The sequence below is a fragment of the Aggregatibacter sp. oral taxon 458 str. W10330 genome (assembly GCF_000466335.1).
GTDB lineage: Bacteria > Pseudomonadota > Gammaproteobacteria > Enterobacterales > Pasteurellaceae > Aggregatibacter.
The window spans coordinates 1-21,508 of sequence record NZ_KE952619.1; the positions used below are offsets into that span (position 1 = coordinate 1).

Below are 21,508 nucleotides of genomic sequence, written 5' to 3' on the forward strand. Positions count from 1 at the left end.
GTTCAAGATAATTTATCAACGAAAGAACATATTGTCCCCTTTAAGGGAGGGCAAGGAAGTCATTAGACGCGATTGTCAGTTTTCACAAGCCCCTTATAGAGGAGCCTAAAAACCGCACGTTTTACGTGCGGATTGTTATTCCTATCAAAACGTACTTTCAAAAATGAGCATGATATTTTTCTGTTGGTAAGAGTACATTTGGGGAATATTGCTCTCCTGTTTCTTCCAATTCAATTGTAGCTTAGGCGTTATTCCCCCAAAATGCCAATCTCGTTTCCAAAATGTCATATTGGCGGAATAAATATGATCTGAACGTGATTTTTTAAAAGAGAAAATATCCAGGTTTCCCAGTTTTGCGGTATCTTTATATTGGCGTTTCACTACAGATAACCCAAGTTGAGATGAAATTCCTCCTCCCCATTCTTGCCCCCAACCTAAACGAATCCCTTGACTATCAGAGGCATATTGTTTCACCTGAGTCCGTTCAGAAATGAAATCACCACCTAAATAGAAAAATTGTTTTGCATTAGGCTGCCAAATAAGGGTAGATGAAAAAAGTTTTAGATTACCGTCTAATACCCGCTCGGCAAAATAATGTTGCTTAGCCATTTCTAACGTATGAGATAACTGCAAATTAGGGGTTAACCAATGGGTATATTCCAAAAGCGCGCCATTATTCCAACGATAACGATGATTGCCATACCAACGGCGTTCATAAAAAGGTCCGATTTTTAGTGTTTGTATTGCCGTTTTGTAGGCATAGCCAATCAAAGTGCGGTTGGAAATATCATCATATTCATGATTATCCCAATAATTTTTTCCCCATAATTTATTACTGACGGACAAATAATGGGAATCAACAAGATTAAAATCACGCGAAATGCCCAAATGATACGCCAGCCCATGTGCCGACTGAGGACGCATTTTTTCCGATTTGGTTAATATGGCACGATTTGACAACGCAATCTGCTTGGCATCCGCTGCATTATTGACATTTTTATCTCTTAAATAATGAAAAGAAAGATCAATTTTCCAGTCTTGCCGTGTTTTCAGCGCATTGAGATATTCATCAATGAATTGTAGTGTAGGTTCCGGAAGATTCGCTTCCGATTTTGCTTTTTCAAATTGCATTTGTGCTGCACGATCTTGCTTTTGATAAAACAACGCAAGTGCCAATTCAATTCTCACCGGATTTAATGTCGGATTTTCAGATAATACAAGGCGATATAACCGAGTTGCTTCTGCATAATTTTGTTGTAAAAAAGCGATTCGTCCTTGAGCAAAAAGAAAAAGCCTTTCATTATATTGAGGCACGGTTTGGTAGATTTTTATTAATGTCAGTAATTGTTCCGCCGTTAATTGATATATATTTTCTGACAAAAACGATTCAATAAGTTGAGGGTTTTCTTGTAAGTGGTGTAAATCACTATGTTCGGCCATTTCCGAATGGACGATTGATGCACAAAACAGCAAAAGACAGCATGTAATTTTTTTCATTGTAATGCGGAAAAACAGGCGGGATTTCCCGCCTGATAAAATAAAATTAACGGTAACCACCAAAGGAAGTATTTAAACTTGGATTGTTATCAAACGTGGCCATACCGGCAGCTTCCTCTGCATTCGGGCCAAACAATCCGCCTTTATAACGACCGCCATCATTGAATAACACGCTGGCTTTGCCGGCAAATTGGTTACCATTTAAATCGGTTTCATGCAAGGTAATATCGCGAGCCCAAGGAATACCCAACTTTCCGGAAACCTTTTTCGTATCAAAATTCACATGTAATGTCATTGTTCCATCAGCTTGAACACCATTAATATTTTGCGCAATAACGCTATCGCGCGCACGAACGGCATGTCCTGTATAAGTTGCAGCTCCTCTTGGCAAACGATCTGTTGGTGTGGCAGTTCCTTGATAACGAACCTGTTGGCGAGTTTTATCATTATTCACCCACACACCGTAAAAAGAGTGATTTTGGTTATAGCCGATGAGTTTACCATCCATTGTTTTACTCCCAACCAACCCTTTAGTACTATTTGTTAAGTTAAATTTGTTCCCATCCGGTGTTTCTGCTGTACCCGCCCCGCTATCACCACCGGAACAAGCAACAGCTAATGCAGATAAAGCCAAAATAGACGTGTATTTAAGTTGTTTTAACATACTTGTTTTCCTTTTATAAGTTGAACAAAGATCCTGTTGGATTCTACCTGTAAGATAAAATTTAAACAACTAATCAGTTAATTTTATTTAAACTGATTAGTGAATTTATTATTTTTGTAGTCGTTATAATTTGCGAATGCAAAAAACATTCAACGAAAAAGAGCTTTTTAGCTTACGTTTAAAAGCCGCACTCGAAGCCGCTGCTTTGGAGAAATTTAAAGTATCCGATATTGAGCGAGAGTTTAATTTACGTTACGTTTCAGGAACCGTAACGCCTCAGGCTATTTATAAGTGGTTGAATGGTCAGTCAATCCCATCTTTAGATAAAATACAAGTGTTAGCGGAATGGTTGAATGTATCGCCAAAATGGTTAAAAACCGGCGCAGAAGATGAAATCCTTGAGCCACAATCGATTATCGATAAACAAGGAACAGAAAGCTTTCTACAACTAAATGCCGAACATAAACGCTTAATTTTAGATTTAATGCACACACTCATTAAAACGTATTAAAAACACAAGTCAAAACCCACCGCACTTTGATTACACCGATCAAAATGCGGTTGTTTTTTTAGGTAATTTTAACCCACCACAAACGGTAGATAGCCTGCGCGGATGGCGAATGGAATAGACGTAATGATTACGCCAAGAACCAAAACGAGCATCAATGTGACTTTGCCGCCCCAGACTTTATACGGCAAATTCGGGTGAATGCGGCGTGCTTTCCATACCAATGAAACCGGAAGAACCACGGCGTAGAACGCAAACATTTGACCCGCGTAGCCTAACGCTAAAATAAAACCTTGTGGGTAGAACAACGCGAAGATGATTGGCGGAATGAATGTCATTAACCCTAGAAAGAAACGTCCTGCATTGATGTTAAAAGAACGTTTTAATAAGTCTTCAATACATTCTAGTAAACCAAGTCCCACGCCCAAGAATGAGGTGATTAACGCCAAGGTGGAGAAGATCTTCACGGCGTTTGCCATCATACTGCTTTGGGTGATGGTTAAGGTAGCGGTGACTAAACCGTTCAGCGTGGCATCTTGTTGCAAGATTTGCAAAAACTCATTTTGTGTGAGCAAACCGTGGGTGGAGAGTTGCCATAAAATGTAGGCGAACAAGGTAATACCGGAACCCACTAAAATGGAAATGCGCAAGGCTTTGACATTGCCGCCGAGGTATTTGTTTAAGCTTGGAATAGAACCGTGAAAACCAAACGCGGTGAAAAATACCGGGCTGGCGGAAATGATCAGCGCATTATCAATGGGCATAGCCAGTAAGTTATCGAGTTTAATTGCCGGCAACATCAAACTTAACACCATCACGAATGTGGCAATCATCACAAAGAACAACAAGCGGTTAATTTTATCGACACTGTGCGTACCGATAATGATAAACGCGCCGAAGAAAAGGGTAAAAATCAATACGGAGATTTTACTTGTAGTATCACGATCAACGATGGTTGGCAGTGTATCGGTCAACAAAGAACCGCCACCACTGATGTAGGCGGCAATGAGTGCGTACAAAAAGACAATTAATACGGCGGTAGAAATAATCCGTCCCGGGCGACCGAAATATTGTTCTGCCAACGTGCCGATACCGGCGTCACTTGGTGTGGTTTGGTAAAGCTCAACGAACAGCAACGCACTGAAGGTTAACAGCGTCCAAAGCCCAAGCAGAAGAAATAAGGTCGCGCCAAAGCCAATGCCGGCGGAGGTTAACGGCATGGCTAACATGCCTGCGCCAATCATGGTACCTGCCACGAGCAGCGTACTTCCCACGGTTTTATTCATAGAGGCTCCTTATTTTGTATTTTAAAATTGACAGTGATTGTATTGTAAATTTTACACTCTGTAAAATAAAGATTGTGATTTAAATCACAAAATTACCATTTTGTCCAAAATTGAGCGGAGAAATTGCGTATATTGGTTTCACAATTTGTTGTTTTTAAGGTGCATTATGTCATTGCCTCACTATTTTCAAGACCTTTCCATACTCCACATTAATACCACGCCGCACCATGCCTATTTTATTCCTCATGCGACACATAAAAGTGCGGTAGAAAATCCCAGAGAATATTCAGATTATTTCATTCCTTTAAACGGAAATTGGCAGTTTCAGTATTTTTCAAGCTATTGGGATCTGCCGGAAAACTTCCTTCAACTCACTCCCAATCGTCAGCTTCCTGTGCCGTCAAATTGGCAGAATCACGGATACGATCAACATCAATACACCAATGTCCATTATCCTTTTCCCTTTGATCCACCTTATGTTCCGCAACAAAACCCATGCGGTTGGTATCAACGCCAATTGAACTTGGCACCCAAAGCCAATAAACGTTATTTGCTGAATTTTGAAGGCGTGGACAGTTGCCTTTTTTTATATCTCAATGAACAATTTGTGGGTTATAGCCAAATCAGTCATTGCACCTCAGAATTTGACGTAACGAATTATTTACATCTTGGCGAAAATAACATCACGGTCATCGTGCTGAAATGGTGTGATGGCAGTTATTTGGAAGATCAAGATAAATTCCGAATGTCGGGCATTTTCCGTGATGTTTATGTGTTGGAACGGGAAGCCCATTATTTACAGGATTTCTTTATAAAAACGGCATTAAACGATGATTTCACGGCAGCGAATATCACGGTGGAGTGTGTTTTCTCTGATCATCATGGACAAGACATTCATTGGCAACTCTTTGATCCCAAACAGCATTTAGTGGCGGAAAAGTGCGGTCAAGATTTCGAATGTTTTCTTGTTCAGCCGATCTTATGGAATGCCGAACAACCAAATCTTTACACGCTAGTTTTTCGTTATGGTTCAGAGGTGATTTGTCAGCGTATCGGCTTGCGTAAAATTGAGGTAAAAAATGGCGTGTTATTGTTCAATGGACAAGCGATTAAATTTAAAGGGGTCAATCGACATGACAGCGATCCACGCACCGGTTATGTAATTCATTGTGAGCAGGCATTGCAGGATTTACGCCTGATGAAACAGCATAATTTTAATGCCATCCGCACAGCACATTATCCCAATTCGCCTTGGTTTACCGAACTCTGCGACCAATACGGTTTTTATGTCATTGCCGAAAGCGATATTGAATCTCATGGCACCAATGCCGTGTATGTGCCGACACCGGAAAGCAGCATTTTACTTGGCGTGAAAACAGACATCGATCAGGATGCCATTCGACAACAAACGATTGACAATTATTGTTACACGGCTCGCGCGCCTGAATTTAAAAATGCGATTTTAGACCGCACTCATGCCAATGTGGAGCGGGATAAAAACCGCACTTCGGTGGTAATTTGGTCGCTCGGCAATGAAAGTGGCTACGGTGAAAATTTTGAAGCGGCCGCCGCCTGGGTGAAAGCGCGTGATCCCAGCCGTTTAGTCCATTATGAAAATGCGATTTTCCAGCATTCCACCCATCAAAATGATACCTCAAATTTAGGCTTGCATAGTGAAATGTACACGGCCCCCGAAGACATGGACGCCTATTTTGCCAATCCACAAAATCGCAAACCTTATATTTTTTGCGAATATTTGCACGCGATGGGCAATTCTTGCGGCGATGCGGAAGATTATTTCCTCGCGATGCAAAAATACCCCGGTGCCTGTGGTGGTTTTGTGTGGGAATGGTGCAACCATTCGCCCTATTTGGCAAGAACCGACCGCATGGGCTACGGTGGCGATTTTGGCGATGTCCCCAATGATGGCAATTTCTGCGCTGATGGTTTGGTGACGGCGGATCGTCAAATTCAAAGTAACTTATTAGAGCTAAAAAACGTACAACGTCCCATTCGCGCGCAGTTAAAAGATGGCAAGGTGTGGCTGACCAATTATTGGGATTTCACAAATACCGCCGAGTGCTTAAGCATTCGCTATCAACTTTCAGAAAATGGCATTGTCATGCAAGAAGGAAAAATAAATGGGATCCAAATTGCGCCAAAACACACCGCACTTTTGCCACTGGAACTGCCCGCGGATAACGGCAATTTATGGTTGTTAACCTTATTCTACGAACAATGTCGAGCCACCGATTTCGTACCGGCGACATATATTTTAGGCTTCGATCAACTCAATCTTTTTCATCGCCCAAGATTGCCAATCATGCCGCCATTGGGCGTTGAGCCACCAACAAAAGCCACGTTTTCGGTACAGGAAGATACCAAGCATATTCGTGTACAACAACAAGATCATTGTTATGTGTTTGATAAGCAAAAGGGCATTTTGCAGCAGGTTTTCCATCAGGGCAAATCCTTGTTGCAACAGCCGTTGGATTTCAATATTTGGCGCGCGCCTTTGGATAACGATGGCTTAATCAACGCGCACTGGCAAGCGGCTGGATACGATCGCGCAATCACTCGCGCCTATGAATGCCATGTGACACAATATGAAAGTGCGGTCGAAATTAAAGTCAAATCAGCATTAGTGGCGGTATCCAAGGCTCGAATTTTAACCTTAGACGTCATCTATCGCCTAGATGAATTTGGCACATTACACATCAAAATTCATGGGGAAAAAGCACCGCACTTGCCTTTCTTACCACGTTTTGGTTTACGTTTCTGTTTAGATCACGCCTATCAACAGGCTGAATATTTCGGTTATGGCCCAACAGAAAGCTATATTGATAAACATCAGTCTTCCCTGTTAGGTCATTATCACACCACGGTTCGGCAAAATCATGTGCCTTATTTGAAGCCACAGGAAAATGGTAGCCATTATGGCTGTTCTTACGTTAACGTGCGGTCAGAAAATCGGCAGATTTTTATCACGGCAACCACACCGTTTAGTTTCAATCTTTCGCCTTATCGCCAAGAAGAATTGGCAATGAAAAAGCATCACGATGATCTTGCCGAAAGCAGCAGTACTGTGCTGTGTATTGATTACAAAATGAGTGGCATTGGGTCAAATTCCTGCGGACCTGCATTAAAACAGGCATACCGTTTAAATGAAACGCTGTTTGATTTTGACGTGAAATGCCATTTTTTGACGCATTCAATTTAGAGCAAGAAAAAAGGGGGATTTCTCCCCCTTGTTACAGAATAATTTTCTGCTTTACTTGCCTTCAACTTCACGTTTCACGGCATTTTTAAATTCTGCCGCTTTTTCAGATACGGCATCCGCTGCCTGATTCGCTTTTTCTGCCGCAGCGTCTTTCATTTCTGTTGCTTTGGTTGCCATGGAATCCATTTTCGCCGCAGCGGCCTCTTTCATTTCGCCCGCTTTGGTTGCCATAGATTCTTTCATTTCACCGGCTTTAGTTTTCATCACATCCATTTTTTCAGATGCAGCGTCTTTGACTGAGGACATTTTTTCAGCTGCGGCATCTTTCATTTCGCCAGCTTTGGTTTTCATTGCATCCATTTTTTCTGCGGCAGCGTCTTTAGCTGCGGACATTTTTTCAGCGGCGGCATCTTTCATTTCGCCGGCTTTCGTTGCCATCGCATCCATTTTTTCTGCAGCCGCGTCTTTAGCCGCGGACATCTTTTCAGCTGCAGCCTCTTTCATTTCGCCCGCTTTCGCTGCCATCGCATCCATTTTTTCTGCAGCAGCGTCTTTAGCCGAGGACATCTTTTCAGCTGCCGCCTCTTTCATTTCGCCGGCTTTCGTTGCCATCGCATCCATTTTTTCTGCAGCCGCGTCTTTAGCCGCGGACATCTTTTCAGCTGCAGCCTCTTTCATTTCGCTAGCTTTCGTTGCCATCGCATCCATTTTTTCTGCAGCCGCGTCTTTAGCCGCGGACATCTTTTCAGCTGCAGCCTCTTTCATTTCGCCCGCTTTCGCTGCCATCGCATCCATTTTTTCTGCGGCAACGGCTTGCGCGTCTTTTACAGCATCTGTTGTGCTGTTTTTCATGTCTTTTGCGGCATTCACAACCGCGTCTTTCGCTTCAGACACACTGGCTTTTGCCTGTTCAACGTGCTGTGAGGTTTTGCTGTCATCACAACCGGTCATGCTGAATGTTGCGCCCAAAACTAAAGCGGCTAATAGTGATTTTTTCATTGTAGCTCCTAATGCATATTAATAATTAAATAGAAATGCTTTACGACATCAATCCGTAAAGCCAACCATAGTCTGTCGTAAAACAGCATAAAAATAAACCGAATTTACGCAATTTTACTCACATATTTTATGTCATTTACCTTCGGCTGATCGTTATCCCAATGAATATCAACAATGGCGCCCGGATAAAAACTCGCCGGATTTCGACCGCACAATTCCTTCACAATATCCCCCACCAAAGGCAAATGAGAGATCAGCAGGAGATTGCGGTGCCCTTCTTTTTCCAACAAAGCCACATAAGAACTCACCAAGCCGGAATCACCATAAGGCGTAATGCCTTCCCACACTTCCAATTTATCGGAAAGTTGTTGCTCAAAAACCTGATTAATCTCATCAAAGGTTTCTAAAGCTCGGGTATAAGGGCTCACCAAGACTTTATCGAACTCAAGTGCGGTGGATTTTAACCACATTCCTTGAAGGCGGGATTGTTCTCTGCCATTAGCGTTAAGATGACGCGCTTTATCCGAGTTAGCCATTAATTCCGCTTCGCCATGACGCATAATAAATAAATGCATTTGCAACGACCTTAAAGATTAATTGGCCTTCACCGCTTCGGCGATTTCTTCTGCACATTGCTGAGCCAATGCGCCGTCTTCACATTCCACCATCACGCGAATTAACGGCTCAGTGCCTGATTTACGCAGTAAAATACGTCCTTTGCCGCTCAAGCGTTTTTCAATCTCTGCAGCAACCGATTTCACAGCCTCGCTTTCTAATGGGTTATTACCACCGGCAAAACGCACATTAATTAATACTTGTGGGAATAATTTGACTGCATCGGCTAATTCGTTCAGCGACAAATGATGTTTTACCATTGCTGTCAACACGGCTAAAGAAGCGATAATGCCATCGCCGGTCGTATTACGATCCGCAATAATAATATGCCCCGAGTTTTCACCGCCTAAGCCCCAACCGCGTTCTTGCATTTGTTCCAACACATAACGGTCGCCCACATTAGCGCGTACAAACGGAATGGCTAATTGTTTTAAGGCAAGTTCAAGACTCATATTGCTCATTAAGGTGCCTACGACACCGCCTTGCAAACGCCCTTCGCGCAAGGCTTCACGCGCAATAATAAATAATATTTGGTCACCATCGACTTTATTACCGAGATGATCCACCATAATTAAACGGTCACCATCACCATCGTACGCTAAACCCACATCCGCTTGTACTTCTAACACTTTTTGTTGCAACGCTTTAATATCCGTTGCACCACATTTTTCATTAATATTCATGCCATTCGGATGGGTGCCGATTTCAATGACTTCCGCGCCTAATTCACGCATAACATTCGGCGCAATGTGGTAGGTTGCACCATTGGCACAATCCACCACAATTTTATAACCTTCTAAACTCAAATGTGCCGGAAACGTACTTTTACAAAATTCAATATAACGGCCTGCCGCATCTTTAATTCGGCTGGCTCGACCTAATTCGGCAGATTCAACACAGTCCATCGGTTGCTCCAACATGGCTTCGATAGCTTCCTCCACATCATCGGGTAATTTCGTCCCTTGTGTAGAAAAGAATTTAATCCCATTGTCATAATACGGATTATGAGAAGCAGAAATCACGATACCGGCTTCCGCGCGGAAAGTGCGGGTTAAATAAGCAATCGCCGGGGTTGGCATTGGGCCGGTAAATGCGGCAGATAAACCGGCTGCTGCCAAACCGGCCTCAAGAGCAGATTCAAGCATATAGCCCGAAATTCGGGTATCTTTACCGATAAGCACCACGCGAGAACCTTGTGTCGCTAACACTTTACCTGCAGCCCAACCGAGTTTTAAAACAAAATCAGGCGTAATCGGATGGTTACCTACTTTGCCACGCACCCCATCAGTCCCAAAATATTTACGTTCAGCCATGTTTCAATTCCTTCTTAATAAAAATGTCATTTATTATTTTATGCCGTCGTTCGTCTGACAGCACAATTACGCATTCTGTGTTGCAAGCCAAATTTTAAGGGCATCAGCAGTTTCAGCAACATCATGCACACGCAAAATGCTGGCGCCTTTCATCACAGCAATTAATGCGGCAGCCACACTGCCCACGGTCCGTTGTTCTACAGGCTTATCCAACACGGCACCAATCATGGATTTACGGGAAATTCCCGCCAACACCGGATACCCTTGTTCACAGAAAACAGAAAATTGTTGTAACAAACAATAATTATGTTGCACGCTTTTGCCAAAACCAAAGCCTGGATCCCAGATCAGATTCTCTTTTTTGATTCCCGAAGCCAAACATTGTTCCGTTCTCTGTTGCATAAATTTTAAAACATCCGCCACCACATCATCGTAATGCGGATTGAGTTGCATTGTTCGCGGCTGTCCTTGCATATGCATAATGCACACCGGCAATGCCAAACGAACGGCAGTTTTTAATGCATCAGGTTCTTGTAAAGCGCGAATATCATTAATCAAATCCATGCCCACCTTAGCGGCCTCTTGCATCACCTGTGCTTTGGAGCTATCCACTGAAATCCAGCAATCGAACCGTTTTCTCACCGCCTCAACTAGAGGAATAACGCGCTCAAGTTCCTCTTCTAACGTTACCTCTTCTGCCATCGGACGGGTTGACTCTCCCCCAATGTCAATAATCGATGCGCCTTGCTTCAACATCGTTTCTACTTGGAACAACGCCTTGTCTAATTGGAAAAATTTACCGCTATCAGAAAAAGAATCCGGGGTGAAATTGAGGATCCCCATAATTTTAGGGGTAGAAAGATCGAGTATTTTATTATTTGCTGTTAATTTCATAGATTATTCGCTTACCGTTTAGGTAAAAAGTGCGGTGTATTATAAGCGAATTTTTGATGCCTGCAAAAATCTGCCGCCTGCCTTATCAAGAAAAATTCGCTCTTAAAAATGACCGCACTTTTACTCGCCGGATAACATAAAATTTTCCCGTAATTGCTGTAATTGATCACGTACGGCGGCGGCTTTTTCAAATTCCAAATCTTGCGCAAACTTATACATTTGCTGTTCCAATTTCTTGATTTGTTGTTGATATTCTTTGGCTGACGTAGGCACAGAATAAAGTGCGGTCGGTTCTGCCACCATTTTTCCGCGTTGTTTATTAGCTTTCGCTTTTTGATTGGCGCCCTGACCGATGTCTAACAACTCGCCCACTTTTTTATTTAACGCCTGCGGAACAATGCCGTGATCTTCATTGTATTTCGTTTGTTTTTCGCGACGGCGGTTGGTTTCCGTAATGGCTTTTTCCATAGACTTGGTGATGCTGTCCGCATACAAAATCGCTTTACCATTCAAATTTCGCGCGGCACGTCCGATGGTTTGAATCAAGGAACGTTCGGAGCGCAAAAAGCCCTCTTTGTCTGCATCTAAAATCGCCACGAGTGACACTTCGGGAATATCCAACCCTTCCCGTAATAAGTTAATCCCGACCAACACATCAAATTCGCCTAAGCGCAAATCACGGATAATTTCCACACGCTCCACCGTATCAATGTCGGAGTGCAAATAACGCACGCGAATCCCGTGTTCATCTAAATAATCCGTTAAATCTTCCGCCATTTTTTTAGTCAGCGTCGTCACTAAAACACGCTCGTTTTTATCCGCTCTTTGACGCGCTTCAGAAAGCAAATCATCCACCTGAATAGACACCGGGCGAATTTCAATTTGTGGATCCAACAAGCCTGTTGGACGCACAACCTGATCGATAATTTCAGCCCCGGATTTTTCTAACTCATAAGGCCCCGGTGTCGCTGAAACATAGATGGTTTGCGGTGCCAAGCGTTCAAATTCCTCAAAACGCAACGGACGGTTATCCAACGCGGAAGGTAAACGGAAACCATATTCCACCAACGTTTCTTTACGGGAACGGTCGCCACGATACATTCCGCCTATTTGCGGCACGGTGACGTGAGATTCATCGATAATTAAAATCGCATCAGACGGCATATAGTCAAATAAGGTTGGCGGCGGTTCGCCTTCATTTCTGCCCGATAAATAACGTGAGTAGTTTTCAATCCCTGAGCAGTAACCCAGCTCATTCATCATTTCAATATCAAATTGAGTACGTTGACTAATGCGTTGTTCTTCCAACAATTTATGCTCTTTAATGAAATATTCTCGTCGTTGAGCCAGTTCCACTTTGATTTTTTCAATGGCATCTAAAATGCGCTCGCGTGGCGTCACATAATGCGTTTTCGGATACACGGTGAAACGTGGCACGGCACCAAAGCTGCTTCCTGTAAGTGGATCGAATAAACTTAAACGCTCAATTTCATCATCAAATAATTCAATGCGTACTGCGCGCTCGTCGGATTCTGCCGGAAAAATATCGATAATTTCCCCACGTACACGAAATGTACCGCGCTGAAACGCCTGATCGTTACGCGTATATTGCAATTCTGCCAACTTCGCCAAAATCTGACGCTGATTGATTATTGCCCCTTGTTGCAAATGCAACATCATTTGCAAGTAAGAATCCGGGTCGCCCAAACCGTAAATAGCGGAAACCGAGGCAACCACGATAGTATCTCGACGCTCCAAAAAAGATTTGGTTGCCGACAAACGCATTTGCTCGATTTGATCGTTAATAGACGCATCTTTTTCAATGAAAGTATCGCTGCTCGGCACATAGGCTTCCGGCTGGTAATAATCATAGTAAGAAACGAAATATTCCACCGCATTTTCAGGAAAAAAGGCTTTCATTTCCGCATAAAGCTGCGCCGCAAGGGTTTTATTTGGCGCAAGCAACATGGCCGGTCGGTTTAACTGTGCAATTACATTGGCAATGGTAAAGGTTTTTCCGGAACCGGTAACGCCCAGTAAGGTTTGGTGAGCCAAGCCGTCTTCTAAATTTTCGGCGAGTTTGGCAATGGCTTGTGGTTGATCACCGGAGGGCTTGAAATCGGAATGAAGAATGAAAGGTTTGGTATTAATTTTCTCTGACATAAAGTGCGGTCATTTTTTACGGTATATTCTAAATGTCGCGCATTTTAACACATTTCTCACTCCAAATTGAGTGATAAAAAATGAAGTTTTACACAGAGTTATATTTGTCAAGTGGCCGAAATCACAAATTTATAAAAAATTTTTAAAAATTTCTCTAGATTTTTGTTAACTATATGAAAAATAAGAAAATGTCATTTTACAATCAATTTTATCTTGGATTTCAATAAAGCCTGATTTTATCGGGGATGGCAGGATTTTTAAAATAATAACCCACAAACTTATCCACAGACTTTGTGGATAGAAAATTGACGCTGAAAAAGTAAAAAATTTTTCTTTAGGGTGTTGACAAGATATGTTCGGATAAGTAACATACGCCACCTATCTTTTGATACCAAATGATACTGAATTATTCCTCCTTAGTTCAGTCGGTAGAACGGTGGACTGTTAATCCATATGTCGCTGGTTCAAGTCCAGCAGGAGGAGCCAATTTTTTGTCTTTTGGTTCAATCGTTTTTATTTGTCTCCTTTTATAAAAACAGTAATTTCCAAAAGATTTTGAGCCCATAGCCTCCTTATGGGCTTATTTTTTTCTGCTGAATCCTTTTTGTTTTTCTATCATCTCGCAAATAACACCGCGCCTCCACTCATCGGCAATGTTGTGCCATAAAGCAAAGCTAGCGCAAAGAACAGCATAATGCCACCTGCTACCAGTTTCATCAGTGCCTCACTGTGATAACGTGTAAAACCTTTGCCGTACCAATTCCCGAGCGTGATCGCCAGATGTCTCGTGTATTTTACAAGCGCCGCAAAAAGCGCCAACATCAACCCTGTTCCTAATGACATTGCCAAAGTCGCCACCACGCCCCATAGGTAAATATCCAGCATATAAGATAAAAAAAGCACAAAGATAGCACCGCTACAAGGGCGCATACCAATGCTTAAAATCACCAGTAACTGCGATTTCCAATCTTCGGCTTTTTTTAATTGTTGAGCATTGGGTAAATGCTGATGACCACAGGCGCAGACAGGAGCATGGGCGTGTTCTGTGGAAAAAGTGCGGTGATTTTTGACCGCACTTTGCGAAGAAATTTGTGAAGAAGTTTGTGAAGAAGAAAGTGGCGTAAGTTTATTAATTTGAAAAAGGGTTGCCGATGGTTTTTTCAGTGTTCGGCTACCTTGATAGATCCAATAGAGCCCTAACCCGGCAAGCAATAAAAATGCGCCTCGCTCCAGCCACAACTGACTTAATTTAAAATAACGAGAGGAGAGATTCAACACGATCAATACGACAGAGGTCGCCACCACCGCCACAATGCCCTGTGTAAGGGAGGAAAAGACACTGAGTTTAATGCTTTGCTTTAACCGACTCTCATGTGTCGATAAATAACTTGCGATGATGAATTTGCCGTGCCCCGGTCCCAGCGCATGGATAACACCGTATAAAAAACTCGCTGTAATGAGCGTTACTCCGGCCGCCACTGAATGTTGTTGAATGTGGTGTAAATTATCGCTGATCAACTGATTAAACAGTCGCTGCCAATCGGCTATCTGAGTAAACAACCGAGGAAAGGCATAAGCAAGAAAGAAAATTAAAAAAAGAAGAAAAGTAAAATAAACTAGCCGTAATTTCATAGACATGGTTGATGAACAAAAGGACTTCGTTCTCCTTATGTGACGGAAATTCCGTCAAGCAATATTACATTCAAAAGGCGCATGGCAATGACCATACGCCTTCCCCTTATTAGTCAATGGGTTATTCCCAGTATTTTTTCTTCGAGGTATGCCCCAGCCCCGGATTGAAGCTATTTGTCGGATCAAGAGATTTATAGAATTTACGCAACTCCGGCTTAGCTTCATACAAATGCCCCACGTTGTGTTCCGCCGGGTATTGTGCGCCACGCTTATCAAGCAATTCTAGCATTTGATGTTCCAATTCCATGCAATCATAGCCTTTTTTGACAATGTAGTCCTGATGGAACACATGGCACATAAAATGCCCGTAATACAATTTATGGCTGATTTTTTGCTCGATCTCAGGCGGCAGCGTTTCAAACCACTCACGATCATTGCGGCGTAATGCAATATCCAGAGCAACAATGTCTTCCACTTCTTTTTCATGAATCGCACGATAACGAATCGCTGCTGAAGCCACAGCAAAGCGGTGTAACATTGCCGCTTGCGTTTCTACAGCATCACATTCAAAGAAAGCGCCTTTGCTGCCCTCTTTAAAGTAAGAGGTAAGATAATCTCGTGCTTCTTGCACGCCATCACCGCCCATTTTAACAATCAAGTGATGTTCGTATTGATCACGATATTGCCACAATTTTTTCGGCAAATGTTCCGGCAAAATACGAGAGAGAGTTTGCATCATCTTATCACTGAGATGGTTTGGCAAGAAATCTATTTTTTTCGCCCATCGATCGACTTTGGCTTTCAAAGCAAACAATTTCGGTAACCAATGCGTACCAAATTTTTTAATCACCCAAAACGTATCTTTGCCATACTTAGCCGCCACATCAAACGCATCGCGGTGAATATATTCGCCGGAAATCGGTAGCTGTTTAAAATTCGCCAACATATGACGACGAAGATCATTTAATGTCTCTGTTTGATTCGTGCCAATATAAAATACCGCCGTATTTTTCTCTGCCACAAAGGTATCTAACCGCACCGCAAAAATCGCTAATTTCCCTGCACAACCGGACGCCTCATAATGACGCGCCGGATCCGCATTAAAACGTGCCGGGCTGTCTTCATCCACTTGGCGTACATGGTTGCAGTAAGCATGGTCGTGACCTTTGCCACAATCTAATTGGATGTCTTTGCGTTGATAACGTTGGTTCTCTAAATTCGCTAACATTTCTTCCGGCGTTTCACCTAAATCAATGCCTAAGTGATTCACCAGTTGTAATTCGCCCTGCTCTGTTAATTGCGCATAAAGCGCCATTTCTGTGTAAGCCGGACCACGTTGTACCAACGCCCCACCGGAGTTATTACAAATACCGCCGATCACCGAGGCGCCAATACAGGAAGAACCGATGACAGAGTGCGGTTCGCGTCCGTGCGGTTTTAAAGCGATCTCTAATTCATTTAGCGTAGAACCCGGCAAACAAACCACTTGTTGTGCATCATTAATTAATTGAATACCTGAAATGCGCATGGCGTTGATAATCACAATGTCGCGATCATAGTCATTGCCATCGGGCGTAGAACCGCCGGTTAAACCGGTATTGGCGGCTTGGGCGATAACAATGACATCGGCTGCCACACACGCTTTAAGAATCGCCCAAAATTCTGTTAAATTTCCCGGGCGAACTACTGCCAACGCGTTTCCATTCCCAAAACGATAACCGCTACGATAGGCTTCCGATTGGCTTGGGTCGGTAATCAAATATTTGTCGCCGACAATTTGACGAAGTTGACTAATTAATGAAGCACTGGTCATCGATTGTTACTCCTATGTTAAAAATTATGTTGTCAAGAAACGCAAAAAGCATAACAGAATATACGCCACAAGACAGTGAAAAACACGCTTTTTTTTGACCGCACTTGAGCCTAGAAAGCAAGATTTTCAGCATGGCTGAAACAATTAAGTTAACGAGATCACAAATTTTAAAAAAATGTTAACTTTTTTTGATAACTAGATCACATTTTCCCAAAATAGGTATATTTTTTTTAGGACTACTCCATAAAATGCGACAAATATTTTAATGTCCCATTTATGATACAGGAGCCAATATGTCTTTTTTCCTAAGCGTATTCCCCATTGTTTTACTCATTTATCTCATGGTTAAGCGTAATGCCTTACCGTCTTATGTTGCTTTACCTTGGGTGGCAGTGCTGGTGATGGTCGTGCATTTATTGCACTTCCATACGGATATTGTCACGATCAGTGCAAACATCGCGTCTGCGATCGTTGCTGTACAAACCCCGATCACCGTTATTTTCGGTGCGATTTTATTTAACCGTTTCAGTGAAGTCTCCGGTGCAACTGACATTATGCGTAAATGGTTGGGTAACATTAACCCAAATCCGGTGGCGCAACTGATGATTATCGGTTGGGCGTTTGCCTTTATGATTGAAGGCGCCAGTGGTTTCGGTACGCCAGCCGCCATTGCCGCGCCAATTCTGATGGGCTTAGGTTTTAATCCATTAAAAGTCGCGATGCTTGCCTTAATTATGAACTCCGTGCCGGTGTCTTTCGGTGCGGTCGGCACACCAACATGGTTCGGTTTTGGTCCGCTTAAATTGTCTGAAGACATGGTACTAGAAGTCGGCTCCATCACAGCACTGATTCACTCTGTGGCAGCCCTGCTTATCCCATTGTTGGCATTGCGTGTACTCGTCAGCTGGAAAGATATTCGCCAAAACTTGGTCTTTATTTATATCAGTGTCTTTGCTTGCGTCGTGCCTTATTTACTGATTGCACAATTTAACTATGAATTCCCATCTTTAGTGGGCGGCGCAATCGGGTTGTTTGTTTCCGTCTGGGCGGCAAATCGCAATATCGGGTTAGCAAAAGTCGAAAACACATTGGATAGCAATGCGGTAACCACCAGTCAAGTGGTTAAAGCCCTCTTCCCTACCGGTTTGTTAATTGCGTTTTTAGTTGTAACACGTATTCACCAACTGCCGTTTAAAGCGATGATGAATGATACCACCGTTTGGTTTACTACCGCGTTAGGTTCATTAGGGACATTCGAAATCAGTAAAGGCCTTATCTTCAGCCTAAAAAATATCTTCGGATCGGATGTTTCCTCAAGCTATAAATTGCTTTATGTACCGGCCTTAATTCCATTTGTTATCACCGTATTAATCGCCATTCCGGTATTCGGCGTTTCCGGTGCCAAAGTCAAAGATATTTTTTCCACCAGCTTGAAACAATCCAAAAATCCATTTATCGCCTTAATGGGTGCCTTAGTAATGGTGAACTTAATGTTAGTGGGTGGTGAACATTCTATGGTGAAAATTATTGGCCGCACCTTTGCAGAAGTCACCGGCGATGACTGGACGATTTTCTCCTCTTACCTTGGTGCAGTCGGTGCGTTCTTCTCCGGCTCTAACACCGTATCGAACCTAACATTCGGTAGTGTACAATTATCCACTGCAGAAACGACCGGTTTATCCGTGGCATTAATCTTGGCACTACAATCAGTCGGTGGTGCAATGGGTAACATGGTATGTATTAATAATATCGTTGCCGTGTCCTCCGTATTAAACATTCAAAATCAAGAAGGCACCATCATCAAAACCACGATCATTCCAATGGTGATTTACGGTATTATTGCTGCACTTTGTGCCACCCTGTTAGTTCCGTTGTTATACACGTTGTAGCGGCAACATATAAAATTAACTCAAAAAACGACCGCACTTTTGCGGTCGTCATTTAATTTTTTAACTGATTTTTCTTTTTGAATATTGGAGTATTACTATGAATGTGAATTTCTACGTGACCTGTATTGCCGACGTAGTGAAGAGCGGTGTGGCAAAAAACACCGTTCTGTTACTGGAAAAGTTAGGCTGTCAGGTGACCTTTTTAGAAAAACAAGGTTGCTGTGGACAACCTGCGTTAAACAGCGGCTATACCAAACAAGCCCTTCCCGGCATGAAAAACTTGGTCGAAACTTTTGAAGCCAACGATTACCCTATCGTCGCCCCTGCCGGTTCTTGCGTTTATGCCGTTAAAAATTACCCGGATTACTTCACTCGCGCCAATGAGCCGGAATGGGCGGAGCGTGCCAAAAAAGTCGCTGCTCGTTTCTATGACTTAACGGATTTTATCGTCAATAAACTCGGCGTAACCGACATCGGTGCCCATCTGCCGGGTCGCGCCGTTTATCACCCTTCCTGCAGTCTTTTCCGTAAACTCGGTATTGTGAACGAGCCGATTGAGTTACTCAAACATGTTAAAGGCTTAGAACTGTTGCCTATTCATAATCAACAAACCTGTTGCGGATTTGGTGGCACGTTCTCGGTCAAAATGGCGGAAATTTCCGGTGAAATGGTCAAAGAAAAAGTGGAACACGTTGAGGAAGTCGAACCGGAATACTTAATTGGGGCGGACGTGAGCTGCTTACTCAATATTGGTGGTCGCCTACAACGTGAAGGCAGCAAAATCAAAGTGATGCATATCGCAGAAGTATTAATGCAGGAGGGAAAATAAGATGTCTTTAAAAACCAGTAACCTCCCTTTTAAAGCACGCGTTGATCGCGAAGTCCATAATGAAATCATGCGCAAAGCGGTGGTAAAAGCCCAAGAAACCATCGGCACAAACCGCCAAAAAATGGTGGATGAGTTAGGCCACTGGGAAGAATGGCGTGATTTATCCAAACAAATCCGTAATCACGTTTTAGCAAACCTTGATGCCTATTTATACCAACTAAGCGAAAAAGTTACCGCCAATGGTGGGCATGTTTATTTTGCCGAAACGGCTGAAGAAGCCACCGAATACATTCGCCAAGTTGCGCTGAAAAAAAATGCCAAGAAAATCGTGAAATCCAAGTCCATGGTAACGGAAGAAATTGGGTTAAATGGCGTATTAGAAAACGAAGGCATGCAAGTCATTGAAACCGATTTAGGCGAATATTTACTGCAAATTTCCGGCGACAAGCCATCACATATTGTGGTACCGGCGATTCATAAAGATCGTCACCAAATTCGCAAAGATTTACATGAAAAACTCGGCTATGAAGGTGAGGAAACGCCGGAAGATATGACCCGTTTCGTACGTGAAAAAATTCGTCAGGATTTCTTAGAAGCCGACATCGGCATCAGCGGTTGTAACTTTGCTGTGGCAGAAACCGGCTCTGTTTGCTTGGTCACAAATGAGGGTAACTTACGTTTAGCCACCACCCTTCCTAAAACCCACATTGCCGTAATGGGGATGGAACGCTTGGCACCGACGTTCCAAGAAGTGGACGTGTTAATTACCATGCTAGCACGTAGTGCGGTGGGTGCACGATTAACCGGTTACAACACCTGGCTTACCGGCCCTCGTCTTGCCGGCGAAACCGATGGCCCGGAAGAATTCCATTTAGTTATTGTCGATAACGGTCGTTCCGATATTCTGGCTTCCGAATTCCAAGAAGTTTTACGTTGTATTCGTTGCGGTGCCTGCTTAAATACTTGCCCGGCTTACCGTCAAATCGGTGGCCATGGTTATGGTTCTATTTATCCGGGCCCAATTGGTGCAGTGATTTCGCCATTACTTGGCGGCTATGACGAATTCAAAGAATTGCCGTATGCCTGTTCCTTGTGTAGCGCCTGTAACTCTGTTTGCCCGGTACGCATTCCATTAGCCCAACTGATTTTAAAACACCGTGAAAAAATGGTCGAACAAGGCAAAACGCCTGCATTGGAACGCTTATCCATTTTCGGTTTTGGCTTTGCCAACTCCCATCCAACCTTATGGAAAATCGGTGTAAACACCGGTGCCAAATTAGCGGGTAAACTCATTAAGAACGGCAAAGCGCCAATTAAAATGGGTGCCTTGGCAGAATGGACAAAAGCCCGTGATTTACCGACACCTGAAGGCGAAAGTTTCCGTCAATGGTTTAACAACAGAGGATCAAACTAATGGATTTACAAAATAGAGAAAACTTCCTCAATAAATTGGCAGCTAAAATGGGTAAACAACGTGCCAATGTGCCGGAAACGATGGCGACACCAGTGAATACTTACCCAACAGAACGCCTGACCCATCTCACCCAAGCAGAACTTTGCGAAGAATTTGTAAACTTCGCCAAAGTGATGATGGTGGATGTGGTTGTGACGTCAGAAACGTTAGCAAAACAGACCGCACTTGAGCTTTGCGAAAAATACGGTGGCGGCGATATCGTGTTAAACGATGACCCGCGTTTAGAAGAACTGGGCATCACCGAAGCGGTTCAAGAAAAATACACTTGTCATATTTGGTCGCCGGAACAAGCGGAAGCGAACATTGCCAAATCGGAACAAGCCAATATTGGGATTGTTTACGCCGAATATGGTTTAACCGAATCGGGAGGTATCGTGCTATTTTCCCAAGCTGAACGTGGCCGTTCTGTGAGCTTACTACCGGAGAAATCCATTGTCGTTGTACGCAAAAGCAAGATACTACCCCGTGTAGCACAACTAGCAAAAATCCTACATGACAAAGCCCAACAAGGCGAACGTATGCCTTCTTGTATTAATATCATTTCCGGTCCAAGTTCCACGGCAGATATTGAATTAATCAAAGTGGTCGGCGTGCATGGCCCAGTGGCGAAAATCTATCTTGTCATTGATGATTTAGCACAAAACTAAAACATCCTCGCCATGAGATAAAAAGGAAAGTTGCCAAACTTTCCTTTTTTTATGCGCCATAAAAA

The 21,508-nt window shown here is 43.1% G+C and carries 15 protein-coding genes, 1 tRNA gene and 1 pseudogene; 7 read left to right on the forward strand and 10 right to left on the reverse strand.

Annotated features, from left to right (window positions below):
- Positions 1-144: 144 nt before the first annotated feature.
- Positions 145-1,440: a surface lipoprotein assembly modifier gene (locus HMPREF9065_RS02045; protein WP_021616703.1), complete on the reverse strand. Its 1,296-nt coding sequence runs from the start codon at positions 1,438-1,440 to the stop codon at positions 145-147.
- Between the two features lie 103 nt (positions 1,441-1,543).
- Positions 1,544-2,161, reverse strand: coding sequence for a Slam-dependent surface lipoprotein (locus HMPREF9065_RS02040; protein ID WP_021616704.1), 618 nt, complete (start codon positions 2,159-2,161; stop codon positions 1,544-1,546).
- 136 nt (positions 2,162-2,297) lie between these two features.
- On the opposite strand from HMPREF9065_RS02040, the gene HMPREF9065_RS02035 reads away from it, so the two are divergent.
- Entirely contained in the window at positions 2,298-2,672 is a 375-nt protein-coding gene (locus HMPREF9065_RS02035) for a helix-turn-helix domain-containing protein (RefSeq protein ID WP_021616705.1), read from the forward strand.
- A 68-nt stretch (positions 2,673-2,740) separates the two neighbouring features.
- Here the strand turns inward: HMPREF9065_RS02035 and HMPREF9065_RS02030 are convergent, their stop codons facing one another.
- Entirely contained in the window at positions 2,741-3,955 is a 1,215-nt protein-coding gene (locus tag HMPREF9065_RS02030) for an aromatic amino acid transporter (protein ID WP_021616706.1), read from the reverse strand.
- Between the two features lie 166 nt (positions 3,956-4,121).
- Between HMPREF9065_RS02030 and HMPREF9065_RS02025 the strand changes: the two genes are divergently transcribed.
- The gene (locus HMPREF9065_RS02025) at positions 4,122-7,175 is read left to right on the forward strand and encodes a glycoside hydrolase family 2 TIM barrel-domain containing protein (RefSeq protein ID WP_021616707.1); all 3,054 of its coding nucleotides are present in this window, start codon (positions 4,122-4,124) and stop codon (positions 7,173-7,175) included.
- Between the two features lie 297 nt (positions 7,176-7,472).
- Here the strand turns inward: HMPREF9065_RS02025 and HMPREF9065_RS10375 are convergent.
- The 5 genes and pseudogenes from HMPREF9065_RS10375 to uvrB form a co-directional block, all read right to left on the reverse strand.
- A pseudogene (locus tag HMPREF9065_RS10375) lies at positions 7,473-8,174 on the reverse strand (hypothetical protein); the annotation flags it as partial.
- Between the two features lie 104 nt (positions 8,175-8,278).
- Positions 8,279-8,749: a phosphohistidine phosphatase SixA gene (gene sixA / locus HMPREF9065_RS02020; protein WP_021616709.1), complete on the reverse strand. Its 471-nt coding sequence runs from the start codon at positions 8,747-8,749 to the stop codon at positions 8,279-8,281.
- A gap of 18 nt (positions 8,750-8,767) precedes the next feature.
- Positions 8,768-10,102, reverse strand: coding sequence for a phosphoglucosamine mutase (gene glmM / locus HMPREF9065_RS02015; protein WP_021616710.1), 1,335 nt, complete (start codon positions 10,100-10,102; stop codon positions 8,768-8,770).
- 66 nt (positions 10,103-10,168) lie between these two features.
- Positions 10,169-10,996: a dihydropteroate synthase gene (gene folP / locus HMPREF9065_RS02010; RefSeq protein ID WP_021616711.1), complete on the reverse strand. Its 828-nt coding sequence runs from the start codon at positions 10,994-10,996 to the stop codon at positions 10,169-10,171.
- 120 nt (positions 10,997-11,116) lie between these two features.
- Positions 11,117-13,159, reverse strand: coding sequence for an excinuclease ABC subunit UvrB (uvrB, locus tag HMPREF9065_RS02005; RefSeq protein WP_021616712.1), 2,043 nt, complete (start codon positions 13,157-13,159; stop codon positions 11,117-11,119).
- Positions 13,160-13,569: 410 nt separating this feature from the next.
- On the opposite strand from uvrB, the gene HMPREF9065_RS02000 reads away from it, so the two are divergent.
- Positions 13,570-13,645 (forward strand) — tRNA-Asn (locus HMPREF9065_RS02000).
- 129 nt (positions 13,646-13,774) lie between these two features.
- Here the strand turns inward: HMPREF9065_RS02000 and zevB are convergent.
- Together zevB and dld are read right to left on the reverse strand one after the other, a co-directional pair.
- A complete protein-coding gene (gene zevB / locus HMPREF9065_RS01995) occupies positions 13,775-14,791 on the reverse strand; it encodes a zinc transporter permease subunit ZevB (RefSeq protein ID WP_021616713.1) in 1,017 nt (338 codons plus the stop codon).
- Positions 14,792-14,912: 121 nt separating this feature from the next.
- The gene (gene dld, locus HMPREF9065_RS01990) at positions 14,913-16,604 is read right to left on the reverse strand and encodes a D-lactate dehydrogenase (RefSeq protein WP_021616714.1); all 1,692 of its coding nucleotides are present in this window, start codon (positions 16,602-16,604) and stop codon (positions 14,913-14,915) included.
- Between the two features lie 272 nt (positions 16,605-16,876).
- On the opposite strand from dld, the gene HMPREF9065_RS01985 reads away from it, so the two are divergent.
- The 4 genes from HMPREF9065_RS01985 to HMPREF9065_RS01970 all read left to right on the forward strand — a co-directional run bounded on the left by HMPREF9065_RS01985 (position 16,877) and on the right by HMPREF9065_RS01970 (position 21,443).
- Positions 16,877-18,493: a lactate permease LctP family transporter gene (locus HMPREF9065_RS01985; RefSeq protein WP_255345158.1), complete on the forward strand. Its 1,617-nt coding sequence runs from the start codon at positions 16,877-16,879 to the stop codon at positions 18,491-18,493.
- 97 nt (positions 18,494-18,590) lie between these two features.
- Positions 18,591-19,322 carry a (Fe-S)-binding protein gene (locus tag HMPREF9065_RS01980; RefSeq protein ID WP_021616716.1) on the forward strand — a complete coding sequence of 244 codons (732 nt, stop codon included), beginning with the start codon at positions 18,591-18,593 and terminating at the stop codon, positions 19,320-19,322.
- 1 nt (position 19,323) lies between these two features.
- Entirely contained in the window at positions 19,324-20,736 is a 1,413-nt protein-coding gene (locus tag HMPREF9065_RS01975) for a LutB/LldF family L-lactate oxidation iron-sulfur protein (protein WP_021616717.1), read from the forward strand.
- A complete protein-coding gene (locus tag HMPREF9065_RS01970) occupies positions 20,736-21,443 on the forward strand; it encodes a LutC/YkgG family protein (RefSeq protein ID WP_021616718.1) in 708 nt (235 codons plus the stop codon). The genes HMPREF9065_RS01975 and HMPREF9065_RS01970 overlap by 1 nt, the downstream gene beginning before the upstream one ends.
- Positions 21,444-21,508 lie beyond the last annotated feature (65 nt).